The following is a 14,815-nucleotide window of genomic DNA, read 5'->3' on the forward strand; positions in this document are numbered from 1 at the left end:
AGTGAAAGTGAATAACGTTGTCGGATTGAACCAGGCCCAGGCGGCCACGATGCTGAAGTTGCAGGACCACTTGAACAGCATGATCAATCCTGACTGGGTCAATGGCGGTTCCCGTTTCCTGCGCGCCGCCTTCGTCGAGTCCGCCGAGGCGCTTGAGCACTACGGCTGGAAGTGGTGGAAGAAGCAGACCATTGACCTGCCCCAAGTGCAGATGGAACTGGTCGACATCCTGCACTTCTACCTGTCGCACACGATTGTCCAGGCCCAAGGCCAGCAAGACGGCGCCGCGAACGCGCTGATGGCCGATCTGGCCACGGAAGCAACGGTCACGCTGGACGGCAAGGCCTATGCGCTTGGCGCCCTGACCGTGCCTGAACTGCTGGAGCTGATTGGCGGCCTGGCCGTTTGCGGCCGCGCCAGCTACAAGGTGCTGGAGCAGACCATGACGGCGTGCGAGATGACCTGGAACGACGCCTACACGCAGTACGTGTCGAAGAACGTGCTGAACATCTTCCGCCAGCAGCATGGCTACAAGGAAGGCACGTATATCAAGATCTGGAACGGCGAAGAAGACAACGTGGTGTTGGCCCGCCTGCTGTCGCAGCTGGACCCCGCCAGCGCGGACTTTGCCGACGCGATGCAACGCGAGCTGGAACAGGCGTATTCGCGCCTGTAATCGCTGCGCGTTCCCGCAAGACAAAAACGCCGCTATCAAAGCGGCGTTTTTGTTTGACCTGCCCTTTTGCGATCAGCGCTGCCCGAAGCGCGTTTCGCCAAACAGATCTTTTTGATCGCGCGGTTGCGAACGCCAGTACTGATGTGGCGCGGTAACCTGGCCGCCCAACTGCGCCGCGGCATGCCACGGCCAGCGCGGGTCATACAACATGCCGCGCGCCAGCGCGACCATGTCCGCTTTGCCTTGCGCCACGATGTCTTCGGCTTGCTGCGCCTCGGTGATGAGACCCACGGTGATGGTGGGCATGCCGACCTGGCGCTTGATCTCGTCGGCGAACGGCACCTGGTAGTTCGGCCCCACCGGAATCTTCTGCTGCGAAGACACGCCGCCGCTCGATACGTCGATGAACTCACAGCCGCGCGCTTTCAGCTCCTGCGCAAACGCGATGGTCTGTTCAAGGTCCCAGCCGCCGTCGACCCAATCAGAGGCCGACACACGCACGCCCAGCGCCACGTGGTCCGGCGTGATCTCGCGCACGGCCTGGAACACTTCCAGCGGAAAGCGCATACGGTTTTCAAGCGAGCCGCCATAGGCGTCCTGACGCTGGTTCGACAAGGGCGACAGGAATTGATGCAGCAGATAGCCGTGCGCCGCATGCAGTTCAATCGCGTCAAAGCCCAAACGAATCGCACGCCGGGCGCTATCGACGAAGGCGTCGCGCACGCGCACCAGGCCGGCCTCGTCCAACGCATGGGGCGGCGGTTCCGATGCATTGTGCGCAATGGCCGAAGGCGCCCAGCCTTGCCAGCCGCCCGCGCTGGGTGGCACCAGCTGGCCGCCATTCCACGGCGCATCGCTTGAGGCCTTGCGGCCGGCGTGGCCCAATTGGATGCCCAGCTTGATCGGCGAATAACGGCGTATGGCGGCCACCACGCGGCCCAGCGCAGCCTCGGTTTCGTCAGACCACAGGCCCAGATCCCCGGGAGAAATACGGCCATCGGCTTCCACCGCCGTGGCTTCTGTGAACAGCAGCGCGGCGCCCGACAGGGCAAGATGGCCCAGATGGATCATGTGCCAATCGGTAGCGCGGCCGTCTTCCGCCGAGTATTCGCACATGGGCGCGATGACGATGCGGTTGGCCAGTGGGACGTTACCGACTGACATGGGACTGAACAGGTGACTCATGGGCGGCTCCAGCAGATTGAACGCGACAGCATAGCAACCGCCCATGACCGGAAAGCCAATCCCAACGCCCCCGGCAGGGTTAAACCGCAGCCCTTTTGCCCTTGCCTGCCGGGCGCGCCACGCATCGCCCGCCTACTGCCCTTCGATCACCGAATCCAGAAACTGGCGCGTGCGCGCCTCCTTGGGCTGGCTGAACAGCACGGACGATTCTGCGTCTTCAACGATATTGCCCTGGTCAAAGAACAGCGTGCGGTCCGAGCTGCGTTCGGCGAACTTCATCTGGTGCGTCACGATGATCATCGTCATGCTGCGCCGGGACGATAAGTCGCGCAGAATTTGCAGAATGCCGCCGACAAGCTCCGGGTCCAGCGCCGACGTCACTTCATCGAACAGCATGATCTCCGGGCACATCGCCAGCGCGCGCGCAATGCCCACGCGCTGCTTCTGCCCACCCGACAGCTGTGCCGGATAGACGTCCAGCTTGTCGCCCAGCCCCACCATGTCCAGGTACTCCACGGCGCGCTCGCGCGCCTGGTCTTTCGTCATGCCCAGCACATGCACCGGCGCTTCCATGGTGTTGCCCAGCGCCGTCATGTGCGGGAACAGATTGAAGTGCTGGAACACCATGCCGATCTTGCCCCGCACGCGGCGCAGGTGTTCGGAATTGACGCCAACCGGCCGGCCCTGCTCGTCCGTCCACATCGGCTGCCCGTCAATTTCGATATCGCCGCTGGTGGGCTGGTCCAGCGTCATCAGTACGCGCAGCAAGGTGGATTTTCCGGAGCCCGACGGCCCGATCACGGCCACCGTCTGGCCCGCCGGAATCTCCAGATTGATGCCGCGCAGCACCTCCAGCTCTCCGTAACGCTTGTGCAGATTCTTGATGTTCAAGCTGGCGCTCATCGCTTTCCTCCATATCGTTGCAGTCGGGCCTCCAGGCCGCGCACACCCCATGCCGCCACCAGGCTCAGCGCCAGGAACAGCACGCCCACGAGCGTCAGGGGCTCGGTGTACCGGAACGTTGCCGACCCGATCATCTTGCTTTGCTGCAGCAGTTCAACCACGGTGATGGCCGACAGCAGCGGCGTGTCCTTGAACATGGCGACCAGGTAATTGCCCAGCGCCGGCACCACGGGCGGAATCGCCTGCGGCAGCACCACGCCGACGGCGGTGCGCCAGCGCGACATGTTCAATGCGGTGGCTGCTTCCCATTGCCCGCGCGGCACCGCTTCAATGCCCGCCCGATAGACCTCGGCGCAATACGTGGCGTAGTGCAGGCCCAGCGCGATGACCCCAGTCACCAGCGGCGACATTTGCGCGCCAGTCAGCGGCAGCACATAAAACAGGAAATACATCTGCACCAGCAGCGGCGTGCTCCGGATGAACTCGATCACGAACGCCGTGGGCAACGAGACAATGCGCAGCCGCGACCGGCGCAGCATCGCCAGGACCAAGCCCAAGGTCACCGCGACCAGCATGCCCAGCACGGTCGCTTCAATGGTGATGACCAGCGCCGAGCCCAGCGTGGGCAGAATTTCCAGTGCGAAAGACCAATCGAATATCGGTGTCATCGGACGCGAACCCTCCGCTCAAGCATGCGCACGCCCGCCGTGATCAGCAGCGCCACCGCGAAGTACAGCAGCAGCATCAGCGTAAAGATCTCGGTAGTGCGCAGGGTTTCGCTGCGCAGCAGTTGGCCGCGGAACGTCAGGTCGGTGATGGTGATCAGCGACACCAGCGCGGTGTTCTTCATCAGTTCAATCAGCAGGTTGCCGGCAGGCGGCAGCATGGCGGGTATGGCCTGCGGCACCACGATGCGGCGCATGATTTGCGCGCGGGTCAGGTTCAGCGCCACGCCCGCTTCGCGCTGGCCGGGCGGCACGGCGCGAATGGCGCCGCGCACCACCTCTGCGCCATAAGCGCCCGCGTTCAGCGCCAGCACCACAATGCCCACCAGCATGGCAGGCAGTTGCACGCCAAACAGCGGCAGCACGAAATAGAACCAGAACAGCTGCACCAGCGCTGACGTGCCGCGAAAGACCTCGACGTAAATCGATGCCAGCCAGCGCACCGGCCGCACCGGCGACAGCCGCCCGATGCCTGATAGCAGCGCCAGCGGCACCGCCAGCACAACGGCTCCCGCCATGATTTCAAGCGTGACGACCAGCCCCTCTAGCAGGGGCGGCACCAGCTCCGCGATATGTTCGGATACGAGCTGCATCGGCGCCCCCCTTTACTGTCCGGCGCAGAGCTTGGCGGCGGTGACACCGTTAGGCAGCTCCTGATCGGTGAAGCCAAACGGCGCCACCAGCTTCTTGTGCTCGTCGGTACCGATGAACTTGGCCAGTTCCGCGTTAAACGCATCCGCAAACGCTTTGTCGTCGGTGCGGAACGCATAGGCGCCATAGCCACGCACGCCCTTGCCGTCGATCACCGGGTCGGTGAAGGGGTCGGCCTTTTCCAAGCCGCTGCCGTCTTGCGTCTTGCCCATCAGATCATTGATGGTGAGGGCGGTAGCGGCATAGGCGTCGGCGCGGCCGGCTTGCACGCCGGACAAGGCGCTGACCGCATCGGGAAACACCACCACCTGGCCTGACGGAATCTTCACTTTCTGGGCGTAATCGCCTTCGATGGCGCCCACCACCACGCCCAGTTTGGCGTCGGGGTTCTTCACCACGTCTTCATAGCTGTGCAGGTTTTTCGGGTTGCCCTGCTTCACCAGGAAGGCTTCACCCACGCCGTAGGTCGGGTCCGAAAACGCCACCTGCTGGCAGCGCTCGGGCGTGACGTACATGCCGGCTGCGATGATGTCGAAGCGCTTGGCGGCCAAGCCCGGAATCAGCGAGCCGAACTCGGTCAGCACGCCTTCCACTTCGTTGATGCCCATGCGCTTGAGCACGATGCGGGCGATCTCGACGGATTCCCCCGTGACCTTGGCTTCCTTGCTGTCCATGTAGGCAAACGGCGCCTCGTTGGCGTAGCCGATGCGGATCTTGCCAGCCGCCTTGGCGGCTTCCAGGGTATTGGCGGCGCCTGCCGCTGCACCGCCAGCCGCAGGCGCGCCCTTGTCGGCGCCCGAGTCGGAACATGCGGCCAATACGCCCAGGCTCAGGGCCAACAGCAAGCGTCTGGATCGTAGCAAGGTCATGAATCATTTCTCCCGTATTTATTTCTAGGTACATGGCTTCGCTAAAAATAATACGCTAAGAAATGATTTCTATACGAATCATTAAGGCGTGAAAAAGCAGGCCTAAGCGTGCTTTTAGGGACTGATCCCCTATGGGGCGTCAGCAAATGTTACGAACCGTAGAAATCCATGCAAGCGCCCTATTGCGCGTACGAGAACCGGCCATTCTTGACGATGCCCATCACGCGGGCGCGCTCGTCGAACCCCTGATGGTTGTCCTTCGAGATATTCAGCACGCCGTTGGGCACGACCAGCTCGCGGGTGTTTTCCAGGGCGTCGCGCAGAGCGCTGCGGAACTCCGGCGTGCCGGGCTTGGCGCCCGTTTTCAGCGCGCGCGCCACGGCGGAATCCAGCAGCATCCAGGCCCCGTACGCGTCGCCCGCAAACTGCGTCAGCGTGTTGGCGCCGTACTGGCCTTCATACTTGTCGGCAAACGCCACGGCCACCTTCTTGACCGGGTTGCTGTCGGGCAGCTCGCGCGCCACCACGCCCGGGCCGGTCGGGAACAAGGTGCCTTCCACGTCCTTGCCGCCCACTTGCAGGAATTCCAGCGTGCCGATGCCATGCGTCTGATAGATGGCGCCGGTGTAGCCGCGTTCCAGCAGCGTCTTCTGCGGCAAGGCCGACGGCGTGCCCGCCCCCGCAATCAGCACGGCGTCCGGCTTGGCGGCGATGACTTTCAGCGCCTGGCCCACCACCGATGCGTCCGTGCGCTGAAAGCGTTCCTGCGCCACGATCTTCAAGTCGTTGCCGGCGGCGGCGGTGAACTCCTTCCACCAGCTGTCGCCGTAGGAATCCGCGAATCCGATGAAGGCAACGTTCTTCAGGCCCTTCTTCTTCATGTCCTCGACCAGCACCGTCGCCATCAGCGAATCGTTCTGCGGCATCTTGAACGCCCAGGCGCGCTTGGGGTCGGACAAGGGTTCAACGATGACGCTGGAGGCGGCCAGCGCAATCATCGGCGTCTTGGTCTCGGCCAGCACGTCCAGCGCGGCCAAGGCGGCCGCCGTGGTGTTGGGGCCGACGATGGCGTCCACCTTGTCTTCGGACGTGAGCTTGCGCATGTTCTTCACCGCGCGGCTGACGTCGGTGCCGTCGTCCAGCACCACGTAGCGCGCCGGTTCGCCGCCCAGGGTGTTGGGCCACAGGCGAATCGCGTTATTGGTCTGGATGCCGATGGCGGCGGCGGGGCCCGTCGTCGACACATCCACGCCGATCACGATTTCGGCATGGGCGGACAAGGCGGGAATGACCAGCGCGGCGGCGCAGGCGATGCGAAGAAAATTGCGAGACATGACAGCAGCTCTTGGGAAGGAGTGTAGAGATGCCGTTATTTTGCCTGATGCGGATGGCGCCCAGGCCGGGCATCCGGCTCTGAGCCAGGCAGTTCTATGTCTGCCCGCCGGCCTGCCGCCCGCCGTTACATCGGCTTGCCGTTGCGCACCGCTGGATTCCGCGCCCGCCCCTCGGGCTCGCCGTATCATCGACGATGCCGCTCAGGCAACGCGCACCGCCCTTTTCCGGGGTGCGCATTCCTGCACCGGACGCGCCCGCCACGGGACGCGTCCCCTCTCACAAGGAGTCACTATGAAGAAAACCGCATCCGCCGCCTGGTCGGGCGATCTGAAGACTGGCAAGGGCACGATCTCTACGCAAAGCGGCGCACTGAAGGCTCAGCCTTACGGGTTCAACACGCGCTTTGGCGACACGCCGGGCACCAACCCCGAAGAACTGCTGGGCGCGGCCCACGCGGGCTGCTTCACCATGGCGCTGTCCAATATCCTGTCCGAAGCCGGCATGGTTGCGACCAGCCTGGACACCAAAGCCGAAGTCACGCTGGACAAGGTGGACGATGGCTTTTCCATCACCGCCGTCCACCTGACCGTGGAAGCCGTCATTCCCGGCGCCACCGCCCAAGCCTTCGAGGAAGCCGCGCGCAAGGCCGAAACGGGTTGCCCGGTGTCCAAGGTGCTGAAGGCCAAGATCACCATGGACGCCAAGCTCAAGTCTTGATCCCGAACGGTTGAAGATGGGTGCGTCCACCAGGGGCGCGCCAGAAGCCGGGGCAGGCCCCCATTGGGCGGACCTATCCCCGGCTTGTTGAAAATCAATTTGACGGTCGGCGATCGCTTCTGGAAAATGAGAACCATTCTCAGGAGTGTCGTATGACCGGTTTCATCTACGCGATATCAGGCGGCAAAGCCGCCCTTGCGCAAGACGCCCAGCTGTCGGCGAACCTGCGCCGCATGGTCGGTTCCGGCATTCTGGTGGCTGTGGGCTACATCGATCCGGGCAACTGGGCCACTGACATCGCAGGCGGCAGCGGCTTCGGCTATGGCCTGCTGATGGTCGTCATCACCTCCGCCTTTCTGGCGCTGGGCTTTCAGATTCTGGTGTCGCGCCTGGCGCTGGCCACGGGCCAGGACCTGGCCTCGCTGACCGCGCAGCATTTGTCTCCCGGCTGGTCCAAGACCGCATGGCTCGCGGGTGAAGCGGCCATTCTGGCGACCGCCTTGGCGGAACTGATCGGCGGCGCCATTGCGCTGCGCTTGCTGTTCAACCTGCCGCTGATTGCGGGCGTGGCCGTCACCGGCGTCGGCACGTTCGCCGTGCTGGCGCTCACCCGTGGCAACGCCGACCGCCATGAGCGTGTGATCGCCCTGCTGCTGGCGGTGGTGGCCGCGTCGTTCGTCTTCCTGCTGTTCAAGGCGAATCCTGCCTGGACAGCCGTGGCGCACGGCGTCACGGAAACCGGCCGCGCGCTGCGCGACCCGCAGGGTTTCCTGATCGCGCTTGGCATCCTGGGCGCGACGCTGATGCCGCACAACCTGTACCTGCATTCCGGCTCGCTGGCTGAACGCGCGAAAGCGTTGCCTGACTCCGCCCGCGACATGGCCATGCGCGTCGCCCGCAACGACACCATCGTGTCGCTGGGCATCGCCATGCTGATCAACTCGGCCATCATGATTGTGGCGGCGGCGTCGTTGTCGGGTTCGGGCCTGATCGTGTCCAGCCTGGACGATGCCCACGCCGTCATTGGRCACACGCTGGGCGTCGGCGCCGCCATCGTGTTCGCCGTGGCGCTCTACGCCGCGGGCCAAAGCTCCACGATCACAGGCGTGTTGGCCGGCCGCATTCTGTCCAAAGGTTTTCAGATCCGCAGCAACTGGTCAGACCGCCGCCGCGCGCTCATGACGCGCTTGATTGCAGGCGCCGCCGCCGTGGGCCTGCTGATCTTCACGGGCGGCAAAGACCCGGACGAACTGCTGGTGCTTAGCCAGGTCATCCTGAGCCTGGCCCTGCCCTTCGCGCTGGGTCCGCTGGTGCTGTTGGCCTGCCGCAGAAAGCTGATGGGCCAGTACGCGCTGCGTGGCGCCTGGGCATTGGCCGCCATCAGCGCCACCGTTGGCATCGTGATACTGGATGGCTACTTGCTGGTGGACATGGTGGTCTAAGCGCCAGGAAAAACGCAAAAAACGCAAAAAAAACGCCAGCAATATCGCTGGCGTTTTTTCTGGCTGACCGCTTGCGCTTAGTGGCGGGCGGAGACAACCGGGTGTTGCTGTCGGCCGGCGTCCATGTCGTGCAGGACTTCGCCGACGGCGCCGCCAAAAGAGGCCAGGCGCACTTTCAAACGCAGCCACATGCCACGGTTGAACGGGCCGGACAGGGTTTCCGCTTTGACGGCCTCGCGGATCAAGGACCGCTCCAGCGCATCCGACATACGGGCATTTTTCAACGCGGTATCGCTCATGATTCTCTCCTTGAGAAAGGCGATGTGGAACAACACGAATTCATGTTAGATCCGCGTTTGTTGCGTTGCAATAAAAACTTCAACCATTATTTTGTTCGTTGCGCAATGGGTACAAACACCACCATAACGGTGCATGCGGCACCACATTAAGCACTAGTCTTGTGCAGCGCCATACGGCTTTCAGCGGGTTAGATGCGCCTGGATCAGCTTATCGGCCATGTCCGCCACCCGTCCGGCCGGGCCGCCCTCTCCGAATAACTGGCTCGACACGAAAGCGCCTTCGATCAGCAGCAGCAGGCCATCGGCCAGCGCCTCGGGGTCAGCCGCCCCCATGCCCGCCGCCATCTCGTTCAAGCGGCGGCGCAACTCCAGCTTGTGCTCCACCGCCACGGCGCGCGCCGGGTGCCCCGCTTCCGGGTACTCGACGGCCGCATTCGTCAGGCCGCAGCCCCGGTAGCCGTTCTGCACAGCGCGCTGGCTCAAGCCCGACAGGTACTCCAGCAATTGCGCGCGCGGGTCACCCGGGTGGGCCGCGCACGCGCCATCAAAGCGCGCCCAGAATTCGGCGTCGTAATCGCGCAAATAGGTGGCCGCCAGCTCGTCCTTGGACGAAAAGCTGCGGTACAGACTGGGCTTGGTCACGCCGGCCTGGTTGACGATGGCGTCGACGCCCACGGCGCGGATGCCATCGCGGTAGAACATTTCACGCGCGGTCTTGCGGATGCGGTCGGCGGCCAGCAGCGGCTTGGCTGCGGGCTGCGGCGCGGCGCCGGACGAGGTGGAAGGTTTACTGGCCATGGACGTTTCCTTCAAAGGTGATGCATCAAACGGACAACATCAATCGGGGCGGAATCAAATACCGCTTGACGATGTTACTGACCGGTACGTACTATTCGCAAATCCCAATACGTACCGGTCAGTAACATGAGTATATCCCACCTCCCCATCCCGTTTCGGCGTGCCGGCCAAAAGTACGCTTTTGTCGTCGTCGCGGTGATTTTCCTGGCGCTGCTGGTCTCGGCGGGGCTGCGCTCCACGCCCAGCGTATTGCTGGTGCCGCTGGAAGAAAGCTTCGGCTGGAGCCGCAGCTCGATCTCGTTTGCCGCTGCCGCCGGCATTTTCCTGTACGGCCTGGTTGGCCCGTTTGCCGCCGCGGCGATGGAACGCTTTGGCTTGCGCCGGGTGCTGATCAGCGCGCTGATCATGATGTCGGCGTCCAGCGCTGTCAGCGCCTACATGACCGAACCCTGGCATTTGCTCATGAGCTGGGGCGTGTTTTCGGGCATCAGTTCGGGCGCCGTCGCCTCGGTGTTGGGCGCGACGATTGTGAACCGCTGGTTCACCAAGCATCGCGGCCTGGTGATGGGGCTACTGACCGCCAGCACCGCCAGCGGCACGCTGGTGTTCCTGCCCATCCTGGCCACGCTGGCCTCATCCGGCGACTGGACGCGCGTCGTTTGGACGGTGGCAGCCGCCGCCGCCGCGCTGGTGCCGCTGGCCTGGTGGCTGGTGCCAGACCGCCCGTCCAGCGTGGGCCTGGTGCCTTACGGCAGCGACCCGCACGCCCCGCCCGCCCCCGCTGCACCGCGCACCGGCATGGTGGCCGCAACCTTCGGCGCGCTGGCCCGCGCGTCGAAGACGACGACCTTCTGGTTCCTGTTCGCCACGTTTTTCATCTGTGGGTTCACCACCAACGGCCTCGTCGGCACGCACCTGATCGCGCTCTGCGGCGACCACGGCATGCTGGAGGTGCAAGCAGCCGGATTGCTGGCGCTGATGGGCGTATTCGATCTGGTCGGCACCACGGCATCCGGCTGGCTGACTGACCGCTACGACCCGCGCAAGCTGCTCTTCGTCTATTACGCGCTGCGCGGCCTGTCGCTGATCTACCTGCCCTATTCCGACTTCTCGTTCTACAGTCTGTCGATCTTCGCCATCTTCTTCGGCCTGGACTGGATTGCCACCGTGCCGCCCACGCTGCGCCTGACGACCGAAGCCTTCGGCGAACGCGATGCGGCCATCGTGTTTGGCTGGATCGTTGCGGGCCACCAGTTGGGCGCGGCCAGCGCCGCGTGGATGGCGGGGGCCATTCGCGAAGCGCAAGGCAGCTACCTGATGGCGTTTGTGATCTCGGGTGCGACCGGTCTGATCGCTGCGGTGATCGCGCTGCGGATCGGCAAGAAGCAAGTCACGCCACAACCTGCCTGAATCCGGCCCGCTGATTACGAAAACCTCCGGCGACGTAAAGCTCCTACAACCACAAGATCCGGCAACGACAAGCTCCGAGAACGACAAGCTCTGACAACGAAAAAGCCCGGCATTGAAAAAATGCCGGGCTTTTTATTGCTGACGAACCGCGATACCAAGGCTATGCCGACGCTTCCTCGACTTCGCCCAGATACGCGGCGCGCACCTTCGGGTCATGCAGCATGTCGCGCGCCGGACCCGACAGAATGATCTCGCCCGACTCCATCACATAACCGCGATGGCTGTTTTCCAGCGCCAGGCGCGCGTTCTGTTCAATCAGCAAGATCGTGACGCCTTCGCTGGCGATGGTGCGCACCACGTCGAAGACCTTCTCCACCATCAGCGGCGCCAGGCCCATGGACGGTTCGTCCAGCAACAGCAGCTTGGGGCGCGCAATCATTGCGCGACCCATCGCCACCATCTGCTGTTCGCCGCCCGACAAGGTGCCTGCCGCCTGCTTGCGGCGCTCGGCCAAGCGGGGGAACAACGTGAACACGCGGTCAGTGTCCTGGCGCACTTGCGCGGCATCGCGCCGGATGTACGCGCCCATCGCCAGGTTTTCTTCGATGGTCAGCTGGCCGAAGATGCCCCGGCCTTCCGGCACCATGACCAGCCCGCGGCGCACAAGCTCGTGCGACTTCTGGCCGCCGATCGACTGGCCGGCATAGACCACTTCGCCGCCCGCCATCGGGACCAGCCCGCAGATGGCGCGCAGGGTCGTGCTCTTGCCCGCGCCATTGGCGCCGATCAGGCAAACGAGTTCGCCTTCGTCCACACGCAGATCAATGCCGCGCACGGCGCGAATTCCGCCATACGCCACTTGCAGACCGCGCAATTCCAACAGGGGTGTGGATGCCGTCATGATGCGGGGCTCTCCTTGTGAATCAGCGGGTCTTGGGCCGCGCCCGCGCCCAGGTACGCTTCAATGACCTTGGGGTCGCGCTGCACTTGCGCGGGCTTGCCCATGGCCAGCACCTTGCCGTATTCCAGCACCAGCACGCGGTCGCACAAGCCCATGACAAGCTTCATGTCGTGTTCGATCAGCAGCACGGTAACGCCGTCATCGCGGATCTTCTCGACCAGCTTGCGCAGCACCACTGTTTCCGACGCGTTCATGCCGGCAGCCGGTTCGTCCAACGCCAGCAGCTTCGGGTCGGTGGCCAAGGCGCGCGCAATCTCCAGGCGGCGCTGATCGCCATACGGCAACGACCGCGCCACGTCATTGGCGCGATGGCCGATGCCCACGTAGTCCAGCAGTTCTTGCGCCCGGGCTTCGATGGCCGCCTCTTCTGCCCGCGTGCCGCGCGTGCGCAGCACGGCGCCGAACACCCCCGCCTTCGTGCGCATGTGACGGCCGATCATCACGTTTTCAATCGCCGACAAATTGGCGAACAAGCGGATGTTCTGAAACGTGCGCGCCAGCCCCGCAAAAGCGACTTCATGCGGCTTCTTGCCCGACATGGATTCGCCGTTGAAGGTGCAGCTGCCATCTTCCGGGATGTACAGCCCCGTCAGCACGTTGAACAGCGTGGTCTTGCCCGCGCCGTTGGGGCCGATCAGGCCGTAGATCTCGCCCTGCTCGATATCGAAGCTGACGTCCGACAAGGCTTGCAGGCCGCCAAAGCGTTTGCCCAACCCTTGCGCTTGCAGCAGTTTGCTCATGCCGCACCCCCTTGGGTCTTGGTCGCCAGCTCGCGCTTGCGCACGGCCGATGGCCACAAGCCCGCCGGGCGGAACAACATCACGCACACCATCGCCAAGCCGAACAGCAGCATGCGTATGCCTTCAGGGTCCAGCACGACGGCGCCAAACAGCATGTGCTGAACGGGCTCCACCACCGCGCGCAGAAACTCCGGCAAGGCGGCCAGTATCAACGCGCCCAAAATCACGCCAGGGATATGGCCCATGCCGCCCAGCACCACCATGCACAGAATCGAAATCGACTCCATCAACGAGAAGCTCTCGGGGCTGACAAAGCCTTGCATCGACGCAAACAATGCGCCCGCCACACCGCCAAACGACGCGCCCATCGCAAACGCCAGCAGCTTGATGTTGCGCGTGTTGATGCCCATGGCCTTGGCCGCGATTTCGTCTTCACGAATCGCTTCCCATGCGCGCCCGATGCGCGAATTCTGCAAGCGCACGCACACGACGATGATGATCAACGTCAGCGCCAGCAGCAGGTAGTAGTACTTCTCTGGCCCCGTGAACCGGATGCCCATCAGGGTTTCCGTTCGCCCGAAGGTGAATTCGCCCACCTTGAACGTGTCGATACGGTTGATGCCCTGCGGCCCGTTGGTGATGTTGATGGGCGCGTTCAGGTTGTTCAGGAAAATACGGATGATTTCCCCAAAGCCCAAGGTCACGATGGCCAGATAGTCGCCTCGCAACTTCAGCGTAGGCGCCCCCAGCAAGACGCCGAACAGGCACGCCACCGCCAGCGCAATCGGCAGAATCGCCCAGAACGGCAGATGCAGCCCGAAATGCGGCGAGGCCAATAGCGCCCACGTATAAGCGCCCACCGCGTAGAACGCGATGTAGCCCAAGTCCAGCAGGCCGGCGAAACCCACCACGATGTTCAGGCCCAGCGACAGCATCACATACAGCAGCGCAAAGTTCAGAATCCGCACCCAGCTTTGCCCGGCCATGCCGATCACAAAGGGCAGCACCGCCAGCACAATGCCGATCAGCGCAATGCCGACCAGGTTGCGGGTCGACAGCCCGCTGTTTTTCAAGGAGGTGCTCATGCGCGGTCTCCCACGCGTTCGCCCAGCAGGCCCGACGGACGGAAGATCAGCACCAGCACCAGCACGAAGAACGCAAACACGTCCTGGTAATGGCTGCCCAAGAAGCCGCCGGTGATGTCGCCGATGTAGCCTGCGCCCAGCGATTCAATAATGCCCAGCAGCAAGCCGCCCGCCATTGCGCCCACCATGTTGCCGATGCCGCCCAGCACGGCGGCCGTGAACGCCTTCAGGCCCAGCATGAAGCCCATGGTGTATTGCGACACGCCGTAGTAGGTGGCGACCATCATGCCCGCCACCGCGGCCAGCGCCGAGCCGATCAGGAACGCCGCCGAAATCACGGTGTTGATGTTCACGCCCATCAGGCCCGCTACCTCGCGGTTCTGCGCGGTGGCGCGCATGGCCGTGCCAAGACGGGTCTTGTGCACAATCGCCAGCAAGCCGCCCATGATCAGCGATGCAATCACCACAATGGCGATCTGCAAGGTGCTCATGCGGGCGCCAGCAAACTCGAACACGCGCGGCGACAGCACCTGCGGAAAGTTCAGATAGTTGCGGCCCCAGGCCATCATCGCCACGTTCTGCAAAATGATGGACACGCCAATTGCCGTGATCAGCGCAGCCAGGCGCGGCGCGCGGCGCAGCGGCCGGTACGCCACGCGCTCGGCCGTCCAGCCCACCGCCATGCACAGCGGCACGGACACCAGCAGGCCTACGCCCAGCACCACGAAGGCGGACACGCCAGGGTCGCCGCCCACCAGCGAAATGGCGATCGTCGTGGCCGCCATTGCGCCAATCATGACGACATCGCCATGCGCGAAGTTGATCAGCCCGATGATGCCGTACACCATGGTGTAGCCAAGGGCGACCAGGGCGTACACGCTGCCTAGCGTGACGCCGTTAATCAGTTGTTGAATGAAGATATCCATAGGGGCCGCGGAAATAAGCCTGGAAAAATCGCGCCGGACACGCGGCCCGAGCCATCATGGGCCGGGTGCGGTGCGCGCGCCGCCACGCCGGTC

Annotated in this window: 16 protein-coding genes; 4 read left to right on the plus strand and 12 right to left on the minus strand. The window is 63.8% G+C overall.

From position 1 onward, the window contains the following. Window positions 1-25: 25 nt before the first annotated feature. Complete coding sequence (locus AC1DB0_RS03470) at window positions 26-676, plus strand: dUTPase (protein WP_054425020.1); 651 nt, start codon at window positions 26-28, stop codon at window positions 674-676. Between the two features lie 72 nt (window positions 677-748). Here the strand turns inward: AC1DB0_RS03470 and AC1DB0_RS03475 are convergent, their stop codons facing one another. The 6 genes from AC1DB0_RS03475 to AC1DB0_RS03500 all read right to left on the minus strand — a co-directional run bounded on the left by AC1DB0_RS03475 (window position 749) and on the right by AC1DB0_RS03500 (window position 6,343). Then, window positions 749-1,861: an NADH:flavin oxidoreductase/NADH oxidase gene (locus AC1DB0_RS03475; RefSeq protein WP_476756577.1), complete on the minus strand. Its 1,113-nt coding sequence runs from the start codon at window positions 1,859-1,861 to the stop codon at window positions 749-751. Between the two features lie 132 nt (window positions 1,862-1,993). Continuing rightward, entirely contained in the window at window positions 1,994-2,764 is a 771-nt protein-coding gene (ehuA, locus tag AC1DB0_RS03480) for an ectoine/hydroxyectoine ABC transporter ATP-binding protein EhuA (protein ID WP_054425018.1), read from the minus strand. Next, a complete protein-coding gene (gene ehuD, locus AC1DB0_RS03485; protein WP_342065913.1) occupies window positions 2,761-3,432 on the minus strand; it encodes an ectoine/hydroxyectoine ABC transporter permease subunit EhuD in 672 nt (223 codons plus the stop codon). Before ehuD ends, ehuA begins: the two co-directional genes overlap by 4 nt. Then, on the minus strand, window positions 3,429-4,082 hold the full coding sequence (ehuC, locus tag AC1DB0_RS03490; protein WP_054425014.1) for an ectoine/hydroxyectoine ABC transporter permease subunit EhuC: 654 nt from the start codon (window positions 4,080-4,082) through the stop codon (window positions 3,429-3,431). The genes ehuD and ehuC overlap by 4 nt, the downstream gene beginning before the upstream one ends. A 12-nt stretch (window positions 4,083-4,094) precedes the next feature. Continuing rightward, window positions 4,095-5,009 (minus strand): ectoine/hydroxyectoine ABC transporter substrate-binding protein EhuB, encoded by a 915-nt coding sequence (gene ehuB / locus AC1DB0_RS03495; RefSeq protein WP_082387143.1) that lies wholly within the window; start codon window positions 5,007-5,009, stop codon window positions 4,095-4,097. A gap of 179 nt (window positions 5,010-5,188) precedes the next feature. Continuing rightward, window positions 5,189-6,343 (minus strand): ABC transporter substrate-binding protein, encoded by a 1,155-nt coding sequence (locus tag AC1DB0_RS03500; protein ID WP_476756576.1) that lies wholly within the window; start codon window positions 6,341-6,343, stop codon window positions 5,189-5,191. 292 nt (window positions 6,344-6,635) lie between these two features. Here AC1DB0_RS03500 and AC1DB0_RS03505 point away from each other — a divergent pair, with 292 nt between their 5' ends. Further along, window positions 6,636-7,061, plus strand: a complete 426-nt coding sequence (locus AC1DB0_RS03505) for an OsmC family protein (protein ID WP_054425007.1) — start codon at window positions 6,636-6,638, stop codon at window positions 7,059-7,061. A gap of 152 nt (window positions 7,062-7,213) precedes the next feature. Next, entirely contained in the window at window positions 7,214-8,503 is a 1,290-nt protein-coding gene (locus tag AC1DB0_RS03510; protein ID WP_054425005.1) for an Nramp family divalent metal transporter, read from the plus strand. A gap of 77 nt (window positions 8,504-8,580) precedes the next feature. Here the strand turns inward: AC1DB0_RS03510 and AC1DB0_RS03515 are convergent, their stop codons facing one another. Both AC1DB0_RS03515 and AC1DB0_RS03520 read right to left on the minus strand, forming a co-directional pair. Beyond that, window positions 8,581-8,802, minus strand: coding sequence for an XRE family transcriptional regulator (locus AC1DB0_RS03515; protein WP_342065916.1), 222 nt, complete (start codon window positions 8,800-8,802; stop codon window positions 8,581-8,583). A gap of 180 nt (window positions 8,803-8,982) precedes the next feature. After that, complete coding sequence (locus AC1DB0_RS03520; protein WP_476758600.1) at window positions 8,983-9,600, minus strand: TetR/AcrR family transcriptional regulator; 618 nt, start codon at window positions 9,598-9,600, stop codon at window positions 8,983-8,985. A gap of 126 nt (window positions 9,601-9,726) precedes the next feature. Between AC1DB0_RS03520 and AC1DB0_RS03525 the strand changes: the two genes are divergently transcribed. Further along, on the plus strand, window positions 9,727-11,010 hold the full coding sequence (locus AC1DB0_RS03525; RefSeq protein ID WP_175169368.1) for an MFS transporter: 1,284 nt from the start codon (window positions 9,727-9,729) through the stop codon (window positions 11,008-11,010). 160 nt (window positions 11,011-11,170) lie between these two features. Here AC1DB0_RS03525 and AC1DB0_RS03530 read toward each other — a convergent pair whose 3' ends face one another. The 4 genes from AC1DB0_RS03530 to AC1DB0_RS03545 are packed head-to-tail and all read right to left on the minus strand — an operon-like array spanning window position 11,171 to window position 14,722. Then, window positions 11,171-11,911: an ABC transporter ATP-binding protein gene (locus AC1DB0_RS03530; RefSeq protein WP_054424997.1), complete on the minus strand. Its 741-nt coding sequence runs from the start codon at window positions 11,909-11,911 to the stop codon at window positions 11,171-11,173. After that, on the minus strand, window positions 11,908-12,711 hold the full coding sequence (locus tag AC1DB0_RS03535; RefSeq protein WP_054424995.1) for an ABC transporter ATP-binding protein: 804 nt from the start codon (window positions 12,709-12,711) through the stop codon (window positions 11,908-11,910). Before AC1DB0_RS03535 ends, AC1DB0_RS03530 begins: the two co-directional genes overlap by 4 nt. Next, window positions 12,708-13,796: an ABC transporter permease subunit gene (locus AC1DB0_RS03540; RefSeq protein ID WP_447578135.1), complete on the minus strand. Its 1,089-nt coding sequence runs from the start codon at window positions 13,794-13,796 to the stop codon at window positions 12,708-12,710. The genes AC1DB0_RS03535 and AC1DB0_RS03540 overlap by 4 nt, the downstream gene beginning before the upstream one ends. Then, the gene (locus AC1DB0_RS03545; RefSeq protein WP_054424991.1) at window positions 13,793-14,722 is read right to left on the minus strand and encodes a branched-chain amino acid ABC transporter permease; all 930 of its coding nucleotides are present in this window, start codon (window positions 14,720-14,722) and stop codon (window positions 13,793-13,795) included. Before AC1DB0_RS03545 ends, AC1DB0_RS03540 begins: the two co-directional genes overlap by 4 nt. Window positions 14,723-14,815 lie beyond the last annotated feature (93 nt).

It is taken from the genome of Achromobacter sp. 10T422 (genome assembly GCF_056394065.1).

Bases quoted from the DNA above. Each gene is read 5' to 3' on its own strand.
- AC1DB0_RS03500 (WP_476756576.1), bottom strand. From the start codon at position 6,343: ATGTCTCGCAATTTTCTTCGCATCGCCTGCGCCGCCGCGCTGGTCATT.
- AC1DB0_RS03475 (WP_476756577.1), bottom strand. From the start codon at position 1,861: ATGAGTCACCTGTTCAGTCCCATGTCAGTCGGTAACGTCCCACTGGCC.
- ehuD (WP_342065913.1), bottom strand. From the start codon at position 3,432: ATGACACCGATATTCGATTGGTCTTTCGCACTGGAAATTCTGCCCACG.
- AC1DB0_RS03525 (WP_175169368.1), top strand. From the start codon at position 9,727: ATGAGTATATCCCACCTCCCCATCCCGTTTCGGCGTGCCGGCCAAAAG.
- AC1DB0_RS03545 (WP_054424991.1), bottom strand. From the start codon at position 14,722: ATGGATATCTTCATTCAACAACTGATTAACGGCGTCACGCTAGGCAGC.
- ehuB (WP_082387143.1), bottom strand. From the start codon at position 5,009: ATGACCTTGCTACGATCCAGACGCTTGCTGTTGGCCCTGAGCCTGGGC.
- ehuA (WP_054425018.1), bottom strand. From the start codon at position 2,764: ATGAGCGCCAGCTTGAACATCAAGAATCTGCACAAGCGTTACGGAGAG.
- ehuC (WP_054425014.1), bottom strand. From the start codon at position 4,082: ATGCAGCTCGTATCCGAACATATCGCGGAGCTGGTGCCGCCCCTGCTA.
- AC1DB0_RS03505 (WP_054425007.1), top strand. From the start codon at position 6,636: ATGAAGAAAACCGCATCCGCCGCCTGGTCGGGCGATCTGAAGACTGGC.
- AC1DB0_RS03540 (WP_447578135.1), bottom strand. From the start codon at position 13,796: ATGAGCACCTCCTTGAAAAACAGCGGGCTGTCGACCCGCAACCTGGTC.
- AC1DB0_RS03535 (WP_054424995.1), bottom strand. From the start codon at position 12,711: ATGAGCAAACTGCTGCAAGCGCAAGGGTTGGGCAAACGCTTTGGCGGC.
- AC1DB0_RS03515 (WP_342065916.1), bottom strand. From the start codon at position 8,802: ATGAGCGATACCGCGTTGAAAAATGCCCGTATGTCGGATGCGCTGGAG.
- AC1DB0_RS03520 (WP_476758600.1), bottom strand. From the start codon at position 9,600: ATGGCCAGTAAACCTTCCACCTCGTCCGGCGCCGCGCCGCAGCCCGCA.
- AC1DB0_RS03530 (WP_054424997.1), bottom strand. From the start codon at position 11,911: ATGACGGCATCCACACCCCTGTTGGAATTGCGCGGTCTGCAAGTGGCG.